Source organism: Microbacterium sp. ARD31, assembly GCF_031844425.1.
This window is the reverse complement of record NZ_JAUZVE010000006.1, coordinates 106,237-120,898: the sequence shown is the minus strand read 5'-3', so window position 1 is coordinate 120,898 and position 14,662 is coordinate 106,237. Positions and strand designations below refer to the sequence as shown.

Below are 14,662 nucleotides of genomic sequence, written 5' to 3'. Positions count from 1 at the left end.
CCGTTCCTCCTGTGATCCTGGGCCACCGGCGGTGGCACGTGTCCCACGTTAGGAAGATCGGAAGCCGGGGGACTCCCTCCGGCGGGTGATCCGGGATCCCCGCCGCGAGGGGGAGCGTGACGTCTTATTGCATTCACAGGAATAGGGATGCCGGGGGTCCCGTTGGACTCCACGGTGCCGAACGGCATCCGTTTCGACTCTTTTGGAGGACCCATGACGAACCGCACCATCGGCTACATCGTCGGCAGCATCTCGTCGACGTCGATCAACCGCCGCCTCGCCAAGGCGCTCGAGCGCCTCGCACCCGAGGGCACCACGTTGGTCGAGATCCCGATCAAGGACCTGCCGTTCTACTCGGTCGACCACGACGCGGACTTCCCGCAGGTCGCCGTCGACTTCAAGCAGGCGATCGCGGACGTCGATGGCGTCATCATCGTGACCCCCGAGTACAGCCGCTCGATCCCGGGCGTGCTGAAGAACGCGCTCGACTGGGCCGCCCGCCCCTACGGCCAGAACGCGTTCAACCTCAAGCCCACCGCCGTCATCGGCACCTCGGGCAGCGGCATCGCCACCGCCGCCGCGCAGCAGCACCTGAAGGCGATCCTCAGCCACTTCAACGCCCCCACGCTCGGCCAGCCCGAAGGCTACGTGCAGAGCACGCCCGGCCTGTTCGGCGAGGACGGCGAGGTCACCAGCGACGAGACCGCCGGCTTCCTGACCGGCTACCTCGAGGCGTTCGGCGACCTGATCGACCGCTACGCCAAGGTCCCCGCGGGCGTCTGACCCGCGTCACGGCTGGAACGGCCCCGCCCCGACTCGGGCGGGGCCGTTCCGCGTGCGGGGCGGCGGGGGTCTCAGCGGTTCTAACGGCAGGATCCAGCAACGGCCGACGAGGAGGCCATGGGCTGCAGCGGGGGCCTCCTTCGTCGACTGCGACCGGTCGCTGACGTTCCGAAGGCCCGGCCAGCCGGGAGACCGCTGCTTCAGCTAGTCGTTCCGCCCGCTCGCTCTCGGTCGAACGAGCGACGCATCGCGTACCCGGCCGTCAAGCGGGCCGGTCCGACTGACTCACGCCAGATCGCAGCCGGTCGGACCCCCACACGCAGGTGACGGTGGACGGGGGGACGCAGCGGCGCCGTACATGGCGCAAAAGCGATCAACGCGCTGGATTGCTTTGGCCATCGCTCCTCACCCGCTGTCCTCCTAATGTCCTACAGATTTGTCGCGCAGCGGCAAGTAAGGTCGCCTCCTAGGTCGCATGAACCACCTCTAGGAACTGGGGGTCATCATGCGAAGTGGTGTTGTGTCGCGCCGAATTCTGAGGGCGGCGGCCGGCGTTCCAATCGTCATTCTTGTCTTCGTCTCGGTCTTCGCGTTGACTAGCCCTGCGGTGGCCAGTGCTTCTGCAGAGGACGTCTGTGTTGAAGAGGCTCTCGATAGATCTATCGAGAACTGGACTTGCATGGATGGCACGTTGAACTACTTCGAAGTGAGCGAGGACGGGATCGCGCTCGGGGACGAGGTCGCTGGCCATACATCGGTGGTCAGCGAGGAAATCGTCCCGAGCGGTACGGTCGAGTTGAGCGGGATAGGGAAATCAGATGCAGCTGTGATGGCGGCGTCGGCCCCTAGCAACGACTATTGGTGCGAACCCAACTCACGATGCACGTCCATCACTTCGGATTACAAAGCGAAAGCGAAGGGGAACGTGGTCTACGGCAACTCCGACGGAGTGTCGGGCTCGTTCGACATCGTGATTCACACCAACCTCAACGGTCGGCAATCCCAGGCGCAGGTGCAGCTTTACAAGGATAGCGGGCCGAGTCTGACATTCACCAACCTGAAGGTGGACTGCCAGCACGTGGGTAACGGCTGGGGATGCGGCGCGCACTACGCGGACAACCAAGATGGCCAGGTTCGCCTTTCTTCGAAAGCTTGGAATGGGCCGATTGTCTATGGGAACAAACTGACCGAGAAGGGCACGTACTATGACCTCGTGACCGGGCGAGTTCGTCCGGACGGGGGTCCGGTCTTGGCGATGCCGAGTCTCGCGGGGGTCAAGTTCGTCTGTCCGACAGGATCTGGGAATTGCGAGTTCGATTGAGTGACGACCGTTGGTCGGCCATGCCGATCGCACCCCTGGGTCGAGGAAACGTTGTCGTCCTCGGCCCGGATCGGCGAAGTGCGCTCATTGCATACGTCGCCGGTCCCCGCCACGTGCAGCGAATTCCACGGCGTGTAATCTCCGTCCGGGAGCGAGTTGACGGTGGCCCGCAACTCGTTCGAGAAGCTGTGGACGAGGAGGCGAAAGAAGTCCAGAGCGATCTCGCTGCGTTCCTCTGGTTGGCAGGTATCCCCGCTCCGCCAGCAACCGACGAATGGCGGCTGCACCTACCCGCTGGCGTGACGGAAGCCGACCTCTGGGACGCCGTCAACGGTGACCGAGTGCGCACTCAGAGTGCTTCGAACGCACGAGAGGTGGTGGCAGACGTTCGAACCGCACTGGAGGAGTTGCTCGGGCCGCTCGACTGAACACGGGGTCGTGGGCCCCGCCACCCGGCGCGGGCCAGCCGACGGGACTGCGGGCGACGGTCCCTGACGCTTGGATCGGCCGATCACGCTTGGCGACCCGGTTAGGGACGGCCGGCCAACGTACGAAATCACATCCCTCGTAGTATCCGCGGAGGATGAGCGGGCCCCAGGTGAAGGATGGGACGGATTTCACGCCACCAGGCGGCCATGCGGCGCGCGGACTTGCGAGGACGATAAGGCCGTGATCAGGCCAGGCCGTGCCGGTAGGCCCAGACCACGGCAGCGACGCGGTCGCGGGCGCCGAGCTTCTGCAGCACGTTCGACACGTGCGTCTTGACCGTCGCCTCGCCGATGTAGAGCTCCTGCGCGATCTCGCCGTTGCTCATCGCACGCGCGAGCAGGCGCAACACCTCGGCCTCGCGTTCGGTGAGCTCCACCGGCAGGGCGGGCGCGGCATCCGTCGTCCGGGGGAGGGATGCCGCCGGTGCCGACTCCGCCTGCGCGAACCGCTCGATCACCCGACGCGTCACCGACGGCGCGAGCAGCGCATCACCCGAGTGCGCGACGCGCACGGCGTTCGTGAGCTCCTCGGGGCCGGCGTTCTTGAGCAGGAACCCGCTCGCCCCCGCCGACAGCGCCTGGAAGAGGTAGTCGTCGCGGTCGAAGGTCGTCACGATGACGACGGATGCCGCGACCTCGGCATTCGCCACGATCCGCCGCGTCGCCTCGAGGCCGTCCATGTCGGGCATCTGCACGTCCATGCAGATCACGTCGGGCCGTAGCTCCCGCGCGGCCGCGACGGCGGCGCGGCCGTCGCCTGCCTCGCCGACGACCTCGATGTCGCCCGCGGCCTCGAGGATCATGCGGAACCCGGTGCGCATGACGGCGTGGTCGTCGACCAGCAGCACGCGGATCATGCCGGCACCGCCTGCGTCAGCGGCATGCGCGCCCGCACGAGGAAGCCGCCCCGGTCGCGGGCGCGCGCCTCGAGCGTTCCTCCGGAAGAAACGGCGCGCTCGCGCATCCCGACCAGGCCGAGGCCCGCTCGTCCGGAGATCGGCGCGCGTCCGGTGTTCGAGACCTCGAGTTCGACGGCGTCGTCGGCGTAGCGCAGGCGCACGTCGGCGGTCGCGCCGGGGCCGCCGTGACGGCGGGCGTTCGTCAGCGCCTCCTGCGCGATGCGGTAAAGGTTCACCTGCACGAGGTCGGAGGTCGGCACCGCGTCGCCGACGACCGACAGCGTCGTCGGCAGGCCGTTCTCGTTCGCGTGGGCGACGAGCGCCGGCAGCGCGTCGAGGCGCAGCGTCGACCCGCCGAGCGCGTCGGTGTCGGATGCGTCGGTGTCGGGCGTCCGCAGCGTCTCGAGCAGCTGGCGCAGTTCGGTCAGCGCCTCGCGCGCAGAGGACTCGATGCCGGTGAGCGCGGTGCGCGCGGCATCCGGGTTCTGCTCGAACACCGTCCGCGCGGCACCCGCCTGCACCCCCATCGCCGAGACGTGGTGGGCGACGACGTCGTGCAGCTCGCGCGCGATGCGCACGCGGTCGAGGGCGACGGCCTGTGCCGCCGTCCGTTCGCGCTCGCGTTCGAGCTCGGCGGTGCGCTGCTCGAGCGCCGCGCGCTCCATCGCACCCGTGTAGGCGCGCTCGCCGAACAGGTAGGCGCCGCCGAAGAAGGCCACGTTGACGAGGAACTGGATCAGCGCGAAAGCCGCGAAGGGCGAGAACGGCCCCTGCTGCGAGAGTCCGTCGTCGGATGCCGCCGACTGGAACATCGTGATGAGCAGCCACACGAACATCGCGACGATCAGCAGGATGCGCACGAGCGCCGCGCGGCGCCGGTCGGCGACCCAGGCGCCCACCGTGTACATCGCGATGAACAGCGAGACGTTGCCGACGTACACCTCGGGGATGCCCGCCGACATGCCCACGAAGAAGGCCGCGGACACGACGACCAGCACCGTGCCGGGGAACCGACGTCGCAGGGCGAGGGGAACCGTGACCGCCGCGGCGTAGAGCAGCCCCCAGTGCAGAGCCGGGCCGTTGCCGCCGTAGATGTTCGAGACCGTGCCGAGGGCGGTGCTGATCAGGCCGGCGACCAGCATCCCGGCGGCGAGCCAGGCGTCGTGACGCCGTTCGGCGGGGGTGACGGCGCGGCGGAGCGTCGAGTCGGACATGCCTTCCACGCTAGAGGGGCGGATGCGGCGCGGCATCCGTCCTGCGGGGGAGAGCCTTCGGCGTCAGAAGATCATCGGACGATCGTCGTCGTCCTCGCCGTCGAGGTCGAGGTCGACGACCACCGGGACGTGGTCGCTGGGGATCTCGCCCTTGCGCTCGTCGCGGTGGATGGATGCCCCGACGACACCGTCGGCGAAGGCCGCCGAACCGAGGATGAAGTCGATGCGCAGGCCCTCGTTGCGGGGGAAGCGCAGCTGCTTGTAGTCCCAGTAGGTGTAGCCGGTCGGGACGAGCGGGCGGACCGTGTCGGTGAGGCCGGCGTCGAGCAGGGACTGGAAGGCGGCGCGCTCCTCGGGCGAGACGTGCGTCGTCACGCCCTCGACGACCGTCGGGTCGCCGTTGTCGGCGTCGGTCGGGGCGATGTTGAAGTCGCCGACGAGGGCCAGCGGCAGGCTGGGCTGCGCGGCGAGCGTCGACTGCGTGTAGGCGCGGAGCGCCTCGAGCCAGTGCAGTTTGTACGCGAAGTGCGGGTCGTCGAGACCGCGGCCGTTGGGGACGTAGAGGCTCCACACCTTGACCCCGTCGATCGTCGCGCCGAGCGCGCGGGCCTCCTGCGGGGCATCCGGACCCTCGTGGCCCTTCAGGAACCCCGGCATGTCGGGGAAGGCGTACTCGACCTCGGTGATCGGCTCACGACTCGCGATCGCGACGCCGTTCCACTGGTTCAGGCCGTGCGCCTCGACGTGGTAGCCCGCCTCTTCGAACGCCTCGTAGGGGAACTGCTCGGGCTTGCACTTGATCTCCTGCATCGCGAGCACGTCGATGTTCTCGCGCACGGCGAACTCGACGGTGCGCACGACGCGCGCGCGGATGGAGTTGACGTTCCAGGTGGCAAGCCGCATGGTTCCCAGCCTAGATCGGGCGTCCGACGCCGCCGGTCGTAGACTCGGAGCCGTGACCGTCGCCTCCACGCCCGCACTCGAAGCCGACCGCCAGAGCCTCATCTCGCTCATCCAGGAGGAGGCCGTGTTCCACGGCGACTTCACCCTGTCGAGCGGCAAGAAGGCGACCTACTACGTCGACATGCGCAAGCTCACGCTCGACCACCGCGCGGCGCCCGCCATCGGGCGCATCATGCTCGACCTCATCCGCGACGTCGACGGCATCGTCGCGGTCGGCGGGCTCACCCTCGGCGCCGACCCCATCGCGAACGCCGTCATGCACGAATCCGCGCGCACCGACGCGCCGCTCGACGCGTTCGTCGTCCGCAAGGAGCCCAAGGACCACGGCCGCGGTCGTCAGGTCGAAGGAGCGGATGTCGCGGGCAAGCGCGTCGTCGTCGTCGAGGACACCTCGACCACCGGTCAGTCGGCGCTCAAGGCCGTCGAGGCGCTGCGCCGCGAGGGCGCCGAGCCCGTCGCGGTGGCCGTGATCGTCGACCGCAAGACCGGAGCGCAGGCTGCGGTTGAGGCCGCGGGTCTCACCTGGCTCGCCGCGATCGACCTCGACGACCTGGGCCTGCAGCCGCAGTGATCCCGCCGGCGCGAGCCCTACTTGGGTTCGATGTCGTCCCACGGCTTGCGGCCGCGGCGGTCCTCGCCGCGCCGTCGGAACCCGCGGACGACGATGAGCACGAGCGAGGTCAGCAGCGACAGCCCGACGACGCTGTACAGCAGGTTCTGCTCGAGCTCGTTCATGCGTCCACTCTCGCACGGGCCGCGCCGGCCGGGTCCGACCCGAATCACCACCGAGGTGCCGAATCACCAGCGAAACGCGCGCAATCGAGTGGTGACTCGGCACGCGACTGGTGATTCGGCACGCCGTGGGAACGCCGAGCGCAAGAGGATGCCGCGCACAGGTGCCGAGCGTAGGGTCGAGCATGTGGCACGCGATGACTGGGACCCGGACGATCTCCCCGATCTGAGCGGTCGTCGTTACCTCGTCACCGGCTCGAACACGGGTGTCGGATTCTTCAGCTGTCTGCAGCTCGCCGCGGCCGGTGCCCACGTCGTCATGACGGCCCGGAACCCCTCGCGGCTGTCGCGCGCGCGGGCCGCGATCCTCGATCACGTGCCGGATGCCGACCTCGAGACCCTCGCGCTCGACACGAGCAATCTGGGCTCGGTCCGCGCCGCCGCGGCAACCGTCCGCGGACGCGTCGGACTGCACGGCGCCCTCTTCAACGCGGGTATCGTCCACCCGCCGGAGGAGCGCGAGGTGACCCGCGACGGGCACGAGCTCGTCATCGCCACGAACGCGCTCGGCCACTACGCGCTCGCCGGTGCCGTGCTGCCCGCGCTCGCCGCCGCCCGCGGCCGCATGGTCTGGCTCGGCTCGATCGCGACCAAGCTCTTCCCGTGGGACCCGATCGACCCCGAACTCGTCGACGACTATACGCCGTGGCGGGCGTACGTGCAGTCGAAGGTCGCCACCGCGGCGCTCGGTTTCGAAGCGGACCGGCGGCTGCGTGCGGCATCCGTCCCCGTCCAGAGCCTCGTCGCGCATCCCGGCTACTCGCTCGGCGGGCGGACGCGACGGATCCCCGGCGTCAGTGCGCCGTCACGACGCAAGCGCCTGCTCGGCGGACTGCAGGCCGCCGTCGCGCAGTCGAAGGAGCGAGGAGCGTGGGCGCCGGTGCGCGCGCTCGTCGACCCCGACGCCGAGGGCGGCCAGTACTGGGGTCCCGCGCGGACGTACACCGGGGCGCCGGTGCTCGAGCGCGCGCCGCGGATCGCGATCGACCCCGACGTCGGCGCCCGCATGTGGCACTACGCCGAGCACGCGACACGCACCGAATGGCCGTACCTGAAGGGCCGGCGGCTGCGCCTGCGCTGAGCTTCCGCGGCCGGGTGCGGTGACGGATGCACGACTGCTTGGGGCGGGAGTGGACCCGGACCCGCGCGCGGTACGACGGCAGCACCGGCGGTCGTGCAGACGTGCGGTGCTCCCGGCGAGAGCGCGCTGACTCAGGCGGTCAGCCAGACCGCCTGTGCTGCGGCCGGCGGCAACTCGATCGTCGGACCGCCGTCGATCTGCACGGCGCCCCGCCCCGTCGCCGTCAGGGTGTGACCGACGTCGATGCCGATCTCTTCGAGCGAGCGCAGGAGCGCGGGGTCGCGGTCCGAGACGCGCAGCACGCGGCCGGTGTGCCCGATCGTCGCCTCGGCGAGCAGCACGAACGGCTCGCGCTCGACACTGCCGTCGGGCCCCGGGATCGCGTCGCCGTGCGGGTCGAACCGCGGGTGGCCGAGCCGCGCGTCGATGCCCGTCAGCAGGCGGTCGCTGATCGTGTGCTCGAGCACCTCGGCCTCGTCGTGCACCTCGTCCCATGCGTAGCCGAACTCGCGCACGAGCCACGTCTCGATGAGGCGGTGGCGGCGGATCACCGCGGTCGCGCGGCGGGTCCCGGCATCCGTCAGCGAGATCGGTCCGTACGGGCGGTGCGCCACGAGGCCCTGCGCGGCGAGCTTCTTGACCATCTCGGTGACCGACGACGGCGCGAGTCCGAGTTCGGCGGCGAGCACCGACGGGGTGACGGGATCGGTCTGCCACTCGGTGTGGTGGTAGATCGTCTTCAGGTAATCGTCGACCGTGGACACGGAGGCGGGCACGGACCCCAGATTATCCGCCGAAGAGGGTCAGCCAGAGCAGCAGGGCGTTGAGCGTCACGAGGAACACCGAGGCCAGGATGCCCGCGGCCGTCGTCCACACTCGGTTGCGGTAGCCGCCGAGCACGTCGCGCTTCGCGGTGAGCGCGACGAGGGGGATGAGCGCGAACGGGATGCCGAAGCTCAGGATCACCTGGCTGAGGATCAGCGCGAACGTCGGGTCGACGCCGAGGGCGAGGATCGCGAGCGCGGGGACGAGCGTCACGAGGCGGCGGGCGAGGAGCGGGATGCGGACGCGCAGGAGCCCGTGCATGATCTCCGCCCCGGCGTAGGCGCCGACCGCGCTGCTGGCCAGTCCGCTCGCGAGCAGGCCGACCGCGAACAGCGTCGCGACGACCGGTCCGATGCCGTCCTGCAGCGCCGCGTAGGCGCCCTCGAGGCTGTCGGTGCCGGGGACCCCGGCGAGGTTCGCCGCCGCCAGCAGCAGGATGCAGAGGTTCACGGTGCCGGCGATCGCGAGCGCGATCGTCACGTCCCACCGGGTGGCGCGGAGGATGCGGCGGGTGTCGATCGCGGCGTCGGCGGCTGCGGCATCCGTCCTCTTGCGGTCCTCGGCGGGACGGAAGCGGTCGCGGGCGAGCGAGCTGTGCGCGTAGATCGCGTGCGGCATGATCGTCGCCCCGAGGATGGATGCCGCCAGCAGCACCGAGTCGGTGCCGTCGAACCGGGGGAGGAGGCCCCGGGCGACGCCGGCGGACTCGGGCGGTCCGATGAAGACGCCGTAGGTGAAGCCGAGGGCGATGATCGCCATGAGCCCGATGATGACGAACTCGAAGCTGCGCGCCCCGCGACGGGACTGGATCAGCAGCAGCGCGATCGAGACCGCGCCGGTGATGAGCCCGCCCCACAGCAGGGGGACGCCGAACAGCAGCCACAGCGCGACGGCACCGCCGATGATCTCGGCGACGTCGGTGGCCATCGCGACGAGTTCGGCCTGCAGCCAGTAGGCGCGGCGCGCCGTGTTGCTGCGGATGCGCCTGCCGAGGACCTCGGGCAGGCTCTGCCCGGTGACGATGCCGAGCTTCGCCGACAGGTACTGGATGAGCCACGCCATGACGTTGCCGAGCACGACGACCCAGACGAGCAGGTAGCCGTAGCGGGCGCCCGCGGTCATGTTGCTCGCGACGTTGCCCGGGTCGAGGTAGGCGACCCCGGCGACCAGTGCTGGGCCGAGCAGCCAGGCCGCACGCGTGCGTGTGCCTGCAGGCGCTCCATTTTTCGGCATGCCGAAAAATCTAGCGCACCGGGTGCGATGCGATGCTCGTGCTGCTGCGCGCGTGGCACGGCGCGCGTGCGGTGTCGCCCCCCTGGGCCGAATCACCACTCGGCTGCCGAGTCACCATTCGAATGCGCGCATTCCGACGGTGATTCGGCACGCGGCTGGTGATTCGGCGACGAACGGGTGCACGGGGCGCACGGCGCCGCGCGCGGCTAGCCTGGACCGGTGCCCGAGCAGACCGATCCGTCAGACGCGGAAGCGCAGCTCCCCGTCGGCGTCGGTCCGTGGCCGGGCGGCCCGGGCGCCTGGCCCGACGACCCGCGGTACGACCGCGACCTGCTCGCGGGCGGCGACCGCCGCAACGTGATCGACCGCTACCGCTACTGGACCATGGCGGCGATCGTGGCGGACCTCGACGAGAAGCGGCATCCGTTCCACGTCGCGATCGAGAACTGGCAGCACGACATGAACATCGGCTCGATCGTGCGCAGCGCCAACGCGTTCGGAGCGGCCGAGGTGCACATCATCGGCAAGCGGCGCTGGAACCGTCGCGGGGCCATGGTGACCGACCGGTATCAGCACGTCCGCCATCACGAAGACGTCGCGGCCTTCGCCGCCTGGGCGGATGCCGCCGGGCTCCCGATCCTCGCGATCGACAACGTCGACGGCTCGGTGCCGGTCGACCGCGCGGACCTGCCCGAGCGCTGCGTCCTGCTGTTCGGCCAGGAGGGGCCTGGGCTGTCGCCCGAGGCGCTCGCCGCGGCATCCGGTGTCGTCGAGATCACCCAGTACGGGTCGACCCGGTCGATCAACGCCTCGGCCGCCGCGGCGGTCGTCATGTACGAGTGGTGCCGGCGCTACGCCTGATACTCGGCCAGGTCAGTCCTCGATCGTGAGGCCGACGGTGTAGGTGGCGTCGGTTCGGCCGACGACCAGCAGGGCGAACCCGGGTCGTGCATCGGCGGGGACGGTGACCTCCGTGTCGAGGCGGCCGTCCTCGATCGGCGCGGTGCCGAGCACACGGGATGCGCCGTCCTGGCGCAGCTCGACGGTCACCTCCCGCCAGGGCGCCTCCCCCGAGGGGTCGTTCGGAGTGTCGTTGCAGACGGTCCACCCCGCGCCGGTCACGGCGACGGTCTCGCCGGGCGCCGCCGTCTCGGGTGACACCGTCAGCGTCGGCGCCTCGCACGCCCCTTGCGCCGTGCCCCCTGCCAGGATGCCGCCGCCGCTGCAGCCGGCGAGGGCGACGGCGACGATGGTCGCCGCGAGCACCGACCCCCGCCGGCGCATCAGCCGAACATCCCGAACTCCGCGGACCCGTGCCCGCCGGTGGCCTGCGCGTCGGCCGCCGCGTCGCCGCCGAACAGCACGCGCGAGATGCCGCGGGTGTCCTCGAGCATCGCGTCGAGCGCCACGGCGAGGTCGTCGTCGGTCACGTCGCGGTCGTCGCTGACGGCGCGCAGCACCGCCCGGCGGATGACCTCCTTGACGAAGGATGCCGTGACCCCCTCGGCGCGCTCGGCGGCCGTCGCGAGCGCCTCAGCCGACAGCGGCAGGCCGCCGCCGTAGACCTGGAACAGCTGCTGCCGTGCGGGCAGGTCGGGCAGGGGGATCTCGAGCGCGAGGTCCACGCGGCCGGGGCGGGCGGCCAGCGCCGGCTCGAGGATCTCGGCCCTGTTCGTGGTGAGGACGAATGCGACATCGGCGTCGCCGTCGAGGCCGTCGAGTGCGTCGAGCACCTCGAACAGCAGCGGCTGCAGACCGAAGTCGCCGCGGTCGGCGGCGACGAGGTCGACGTCCTCGAGCACGACGAGCGCGGGGCTCATCGCCCGGGCGAGCGCCGCCGCCTCGCCGATCAGTCCGAGCGCCGCGCCCTGCAGCAGCACGACCGTCGTGCCCGGCGTCTCGTGGATGAGGTGGCGAATGGTCAGGGTCTTGCCCGTGCCGGGAGGGCCGTACAGCAGCACGCCGCGCTTGAGGTGCTGTCCTCGCGCACGCAGGTCGCCTGCCCTGCCGCCGATGTCGACGACGTGCGCACGGATGCGGTCGAGCAGCCCGTCGGGCAGGATCACCTGATCGGCGGTGACGGTCGGTCGCTCGAGGAACGTCATCTTGCCGATGCCGTGGTGCCCGAACTCGCCGCGCGCGAAGCTCACCACGTTGCCGCGGACGACACTGAGCTCGGCCATCAGTCGGCGCACCTCCGCGAGCAGGCCCGACCCGACCGCGGGCGACGCCGCCACGACGTCGAGCGACGCGGTCTCGCGACCTGTCTGCGGGTCGGCCGCGCGCTGCAGGGCGGCCACCGGCATCCCGTCGACACGGAAGAGGCGGAGCGCCGTCGACTTGGTCTGCCGGCTCGTGTCGGGGCCGGTCGGGACCGACACGTACTCGACCGGTCCCGGCTGGATGCGGGCGTACGGCGAGGCGAGCAGACCGGCGAACTCCTCGTGGCGCAGGTGCTGCCCGCCGCGCAGGCCGAGCACCTCCGCGTCGTCGCCGGCGAGGGCATCGAGGGCGAGGTCGAGGTCGACGAGCCGGTGCGGCGGAACCGACTCCGACACCATCGGGAGCGCGGTCGGGTCGGCGCCGAGGTGGTCGGCTACCCGCTCGCCGAGCGGGGTCAGCGGGGCGTCCTCGGCCTCCGGCATCCGGTTCAACCGCTGCACCAGGCGGTGCAGGTCCTTCAAGAAGTCGTCGTCGCGCGGGTCCATGCCCGCACTCTAGGGGACGGCGGTGACGTCACACCGCGACGGTCAGCCATTCGGCCCGCCGCACCCGCCAGCCCAGCGTCACGAGGCGCGCGAGCATGTAGACGCCGAAGAAGCAGACCGCGAGCCACGCGAGCCCGCCCGATCCGGCCGGGTGCACGGCGATCAGGATCACCAGCACCGGCAGGTACGGCACGAGGTTCAGGCCGCCGGCGATCGCGAGGTACTTCGCGTCGCCGGCTCCCATGAGCACGCCGTCGAGCACGAAGACCACGCCGCAGATCGGCTGCGCGAGGGCGAGGACCAGGAGCGCCGGCTGGATGAGGGCGGCGAGCTCCGGATCGCCGGTGAACGCGAGACCGATGACCCCCGACAGGCCCGCGATCAGTGCGCCGACGATGACCCCGAACCAGGCGCCCCACGCGACCGTGCGGCCGAGCACGCGGCGCACGAACGGTTCGTCCTGCGCACCGAGCCCGCGGCCGATCAGCGCCTGCGCCGCGATCGCGAGCGCGTCGAGGGTGAAGGCCGCCGTCGAGAAGATCGTGAACGCGACCTGCCACCCGGCCAGCTCGTCGGTGCCGAGACCCGTCGCGACGCCGACGGTCGCGAGCAGCGCCGCACGCAGCGACACCGTCCGCAGGAACAGCCACCCGCCCGACCGCGCCGACCCGCGCACGCCCTCACGCTGAGGGAGGACGGATGCCGAGTGCCGCCGCGCGAGGCGTCCGATGACCACGGCGTACGCGGCGACCATGCCCCACTGCGCGGCGACCGTGCCGGCGGCCGACCCCGCGATGCCCCACCCGAACCCGTAGATGAACAGCCAGTTCAGGAGCGCGTTGGCGCCGAACCCGAGGCCCGCGATCCACAGCGGGGTGACCGTGTCCTGCATGCCGCGGAGCAGCCCCGTCGCGGCGAAGACGATGAGCATGGCGGGCAGGCCCCACATCGACAGGGCGAGGTAGGTCACCGCCTGCTCGGCGACGTCGCGCGTCGGACCGAAGAGGTCGACGAGCCACGGTGTCGCGAGCGAGCCGGCGAGGGCGAGCAGCGCCCCGAGCCCGAGGGCGAGCCACAGCCCGTCGATCCCGACGCTGACGGCGCTGCGACTGTCGCCCGCGCCGAAGCGTCTCGCGACGGCGGGCGTCGTCGAGTAGGCGAGGAAGATCATCAGTCCGACGATCGTCTGCAGCACGGCGCTCGCGATCCCGAGCCCCGCGAGCGGCACGACACCCAGGTGGCCGATCAGGGCGGCATCCACGATGAGGAACATCGGCTCGGCCACGAGCGCCCCCAGCGCGGGGACGGCCAGGCGCAGGATCTCGCGGTTCAGGGTCTGCGCGGCCATGATTTTCAGCCTAGGGGTGGGCGGCGACGCAGCCCGCCCTCAGCCAGAATCGCGGTCGTCAGCCGATCAGGAGTCGGCCGAGCGCGATGCCGAGCAGCCCCGCTCCGACGGCGAGCACCAGCATCCCGACCGCGTTCATCGCGCCGAGCGCGTACCGGCGCTCCTGCACGAGGCGCACCGTCTCGAAGCTCGCCGTACTGAACGTCGTGAACCCGCCGCACAGGCCGGTGCCGATGACGAGCCGCCACACGTCGTCGACGACGCCGGCCAGCGCGAGCTCGGTCACGAAGCCGAGCACGAGCGAGCCGGCCACGTTGATGAGGAGCGTGCCGACGGGCAGCGCCGTGCGAACACGCGCCTTCACGGCGCCGTCGACCACGAGGCGCAGAGCCGCGCCGACACCGCCGGCGAGAGACACTGCGAGGAACAGGAGTGGCGTCATCGGGTCACGGCCCTGCGGTGCCGGGCCGCGCCGAGCGCGATGCCGGCCACGGTCGCGAGCGCACCGACGACGACGGTGCCGAGCGCGTACAGGATGCCGGCAGTCGGGTCGCCACCGGTCAGCAGCAGGCCGCTGTCGACGGCGAGCGCACTGTACGTCGTGAATCCGCCCGCGAATCCCGTGCCGAGGAGCAGGCGCAGCGCGCGGCGGCGACCGAGGTCGGGCCCGCGTCGCGCGAGGGCCTCGAGGAGTGCGCCGAGGAAGAGTGCGCCGACGATGTTGATCGCGAGGATCGCGACGGGGATGCCGCCGACCGAGGGGATCGCGAGCGACAGTCCCTCGCGGGCCGCCGTGCCGACGGTCCCGCCGACGAGCACGAGCAGGATCGACGACCACGCGAGGTGAACCGGTCGCGCGGCACCGGCGATGTCGCCGTCCATCGGGAGTTCGCCGTGCGGATCGGGCGCGGGGCCGGGCGTGATCATCGCGTCCACGATAGTCCCGGCATCCGTCTCACCGTCCCTCAGTGGTCGATGACGGGCCGCGCCGAGCAGGCCGACGGCCG

Annotated in this window: 17 protein-coding genes; 6 read left to right on the top strand and 11 right to left on the bottom strand. The window is 71.0% G+C overall.

Annotated elements, in window-relative coordinates:
- The first annotated feature begins 213 nt into the window (after window positions 1–213).
- From Q9S36_RS17765 to Q9S36_RS17755, 3 genes are all read left to right on the top strand, one after another.
- The gene (locus tag Q9S36_RS17765) at window positions 214–783 is read left to right on the top strand and encodes an NADPH-dependent FMN reductase (RefSeq protein ID WP_311286271.1); all 570 of its coding nucleotides are present in this window, start codon (window positions 214–216) and stop codon (window positions 781–783) included.
- A 691-nt stretch (window positions 784–1,474) separates the two neighbouring features.
- Window positions 1,475–2,104 carry a hypothetical protein gene (locus Q9S36_RS17760; protein WP_311286270.1) on the top strand — a complete coding sequence of 210 codons (630 nt, stop codon included), beginning with the start codon at window positions 1,475–1,477 and terminating at the stop codon, window positions 2,102–2,104.
- A gap of 20 nt (window positions 2,105–2,124) precedes the next feature.
- Complete coding sequence (locus Q9S36_RS17755) at window positions 2,125–2,532, top strand: DUF5956 family protein (protein WP_311286269.1); 408 nt, start codon at window positions 2,125–2,127, stop codon at window positions 2,530–2,532.
- 245 nt (window positions 2,533–2,777) lie between these two features.
- Here the strand turns inward: Q9S36_RS17755 and Q9S36_RS17750 are convergent, their stop codons facing one another.
- The 3 genes from Q9S36_RS17750 to Q9S36_RS17740 all read right to left on the bottom strand — a co-directional run bounded on the left by Q9S36_RS17750 (window position 2,778) and on the right by Q9S36_RS17740 (window position 5,608).
- Window positions 2,778–3,449 (bottom strand): response regulator transcription factor, encoded by a 672-nt coding sequence (locus tag Q9S36_RS17750; protein ID WP_311286268.1) that lies wholly within the window; start codon window positions 3,447–3,449, stop codon window positions 2,778–2,780.
- A complete protein-coding gene (locus tag Q9S36_RS17745; RefSeq protein WP_311286266.1) occupies window positions 3,446–4,705 on the bottom strand; it encodes a sensor histidine kinase in 1,260 nt (419 codons plus the stop codon). The genes Q9S36_RS17750 and Q9S36_RS17745 overlap by 4 nt, the downstream gene beginning before the upstream one ends.
- 63 nt (window positions 4,706–4,768) lie before the next feature.
- On the bottom strand, window positions 4,769–5,608 hold the full coding sequence (locus tag Q9S36_RS17740) for an exodeoxyribonuclease III (protein WP_311286265.1): 840 nt from the start codon (window positions 5,606–5,608) through the stop codon (window positions 4,769–4,771).
- A gap of 52 nt (window positions 5,609–5,660) precedes the next feature.
- On the opposite strand from Q9S36_RS17740, the gene pyrE reads away from it, so the two are divergent.
- Entirely contained in the window at window positions 5,661–6,239 is a 579-nt protein-coding gene (gene pyrE, locus Q9S36_RS17735; RefSeq protein WP_253035811.1) for an orotate phosphoribosyltransferase, read from the top strand.
- Between the two features lie 17 nt (window positions 6,240–6,256).
- Here pyrE and Q9S36_RS17730 read toward each other — a convergent pair whose 3' ends face one another.
- Window positions 6,257–6,403 carry a hypothetical protein gene (locus tag Q9S36_RS17730; RefSeq protein WP_311286264.1) on the bottom strand — a complete coding sequence of 49 codons (147 nt, stop codon included), beginning with the start codon at window positions 6,401–6,403 and terminating at the stop codon, window positions 6,257–6,259.
- Between the two features lie 184 nt (window positions 6,404–6,587).
- Here Q9S36_RS17730 and Q9S36_RS17725 point away from each other — a divergent pair, with 184 nt between their 5' ends.
- On the top strand, window positions 6,588–7,541 hold the full coding sequence (locus Q9S36_RS17725; protein ID WP_253035812.1) for an SDR family NAD(P)-dependent oxidoreductase: 954 nt from the start codon (window positions 6,588–6,590) through the stop codon (window positions 7,539–7,541).
- A gap of 131 nt (window positions 7,542–7,672) precedes the next feature.
- Here Q9S36_RS17725 and Q9S36_RS17720 read toward each other — a convergent pair whose 3' ends face one another.
- Both Q9S36_RS17720 and Q9S36_RS17715 read right to left on the bottom strand, forming a co-directional pair.
- Window positions 7,673–8,317: a metal-dependent transcriptional regulator gene (locus Q9S36_RS17720; RefSeq protein WP_253035813.1), complete on the bottom strand. Its 645-nt coding sequence runs from the start codon at window positions 8,315–8,317 to the stop codon at window positions 7,673–7,675.
- Between the two features lie 10 nt (window positions 8,318–8,327).
- Window positions 8,328–9,599 (bottom strand): Nramp family divalent metal transporter, encoded by a 1,272-nt coding sequence (locus Q9S36_RS17715; protein ID WP_311286263.1) that lies wholly within the window; start codon window positions 9,597–9,599, stop codon window positions 8,328–8,330.
- 219 nt (window positions 9,600–9,818) lie between these two features.
- On the opposite strand from Q9S36_RS17715, the gene Q9S36_RS17710 reads away from it, so the two are divergent.
- The gene (locus Q9S36_RS17710) at window positions 9,819–10,460 is read left to right on the top strand and encodes an RNA methyltransferase (protein WP_311286262.1); all 642 of its coding nucleotides are present in this window, start codon (window positions 9,819–9,821) and stop codon (window positions 10,458–10,460) included.
- A gap of 12 nt (window positions 10,461–10,472) precedes the next feature.
- On the opposite strand, the gene Q9S36_RS17705 is transcribed toward Q9S36_RS17710, so the two are convergent.
- From Q9S36_RS17705 to Q9S36_RS17685, 5 genes are read right to left on the bottom strand one after another with little or no spacing between them, the layout of a single operon-like run.
- Entirely contained in the window at window positions 10,473–10,883 is a 411-nt protein-coding gene (locus Q9S36_RS17705; protein WP_311286261.1) for a hypothetical protein, read from the bottom strand.
- On the bottom strand, window positions 10,883–12,307 hold the full coding sequence (locus Q9S36_RS17700; protein ID WP_311286260.1) for an ATP-binding protein: 1,425 nt from the start codon (window positions 12,305–12,307) through the stop codon (window positions 10,883–10,885). The genes Q9S36_RS17705 and Q9S36_RS17700 overlap by 1 nt, the downstream gene beginning before the upstream one ends.
- 28 nt (window positions 12,308–12,335) lie before the next feature.
- Window positions 12,336–13,655 carry an MATE family efflux transporter gene (locus Q9S36_RS17695; RefSeq protein WP_311286259.1) on the bottom strand — a complete coding sequence of 440 codons (1,320 nt, stop codon included), beginning with the start codon at window positions 13,653–13,655 and terminating at the stop codon, window positions 12,336–12,338.
- A 58-nt stretch (window positions 13,656–13,713) separates the two neighbouring features.
- A complete protein-coding gene (gene crcB / locus Q9S36_RS17690) occupies window positions 13,714–14,097 on the bottom strand; it encodes a fluoride efflux transporter CrcB (RefSeq protein WP_217532190.1) in 384 nt (127 codons plus the stop codon).
- The gene (locus Q9S36_RS17685; RefSeq protein WP_311286463.1) at window positions 14,094–14,537 is read right to left on the bottom strand and encodes a CrcB family protein; all 444 of its coding nucleotides are present in this window, start codon (window positions 14,535–14,537) and stop codon (window positions 14,094–14,096) included. Before Q9S36_RS17685 ends, crcB begins: the two co-directional genes overlap by 4 nt.
- Between the last annotated feature and the right edge of the window lie 125 nt (window positions 14,538–14,662).

What these genes read in the sequence shown, in the direction of transcription:
- Q9S36_RS17765 (WP_311286271.1), top strand. Translation starts at nt 214, where the DNA reads ATGACGAACCGCACCATCGGCTACATCGTCGGCAGCATCTCGTCGACG.
- Q9S36_RS17755 (WP_311286269.1), top strand. Translation starts at nt 2,125, where the DNA reads ATGCCGATCGCACCCCTGGGTCGAGGAAACGTTGTCGTCCTCGGCCCG.
- Q9S36_RS17750 (WP_311286268.1), bottom strand. Translation starts at nt 3,449, where the DNA reads ATGATCCGCGTGCTGCTGGTCGACGACCACGCCGTCATGCGCACCGGG.
- Q9S36_RS17745 (WP_311286266.1), bottom strand. Translation starts at nt 4,705, where the DNA reads ATGTCCGACTCGACGCTCCGCCGCGCCGTCACCCCCGCCGAACGGCGT.
- Q9S36_RS17740 (WP_311286265.1), bottom strand. Translation starts at nt 5,608, where the DNA reads ATGCGGCTTGCCACCTGGAACGTCAACTCCATCCGCGCGCGCGTCGTG.
- Q9S36_RS17730 (WP_311286264.1), bottom strand. Translation starts at nt 6,403, where the DNA reads ATGAACGAGCTCGAGCAGAACCTGCTGTACAGCGTCGTCGGGCTGTCG.
- Q9S36_RS17715 (WP_311286263.1), bottom strand. Translation starts at nt 9,599, where the DNA reads ATGCCGAAAAATGGAGCGCCTGCAGGCACACGCACGCGTGCGGCCTGG.
- Q9S36_RS17705 (WP_311286261.1), bottom strand. Translation starts at nt 10,883, where the DNA reads ATGCGCCGGCGGGGGTCGGTGCTCGCGGCGACCATCGTCGCCGTCGCC.
- Q9S36_RS17700 (WP_311286260.1), bottom strand. Translation starts at nt 12,307, where the DNA reads ATGGACCCGCGCGACGACGACTTCTTGAAGGACCTGCACCGCCTGGTG.
- Q9S36_RS17695 (WP_311286259.1), bottom strand. Translation starts at nt 13,655, where the DNA reads ATGGCCGCGCAGACCCTGAACCGCGAGATCCTGCGCCTGGCCGTCCCC.
- crcB (WP_217532190.1), bottom strand. Translation starts at nt 14,097, where the DNA reads ATGACGCCACTCCTGTTCCTCGCAGTGTCTCTCGCCGGCGGTGTCGGC.
- Q9S36_RS17685 (WP_311286463.1), bottom strand. Translation starts at nt 14,537, where the DNA reads ATGGACGGCGACATCGCCGGTGCCGCGCGACCGGTTCACCTCGCGTGG.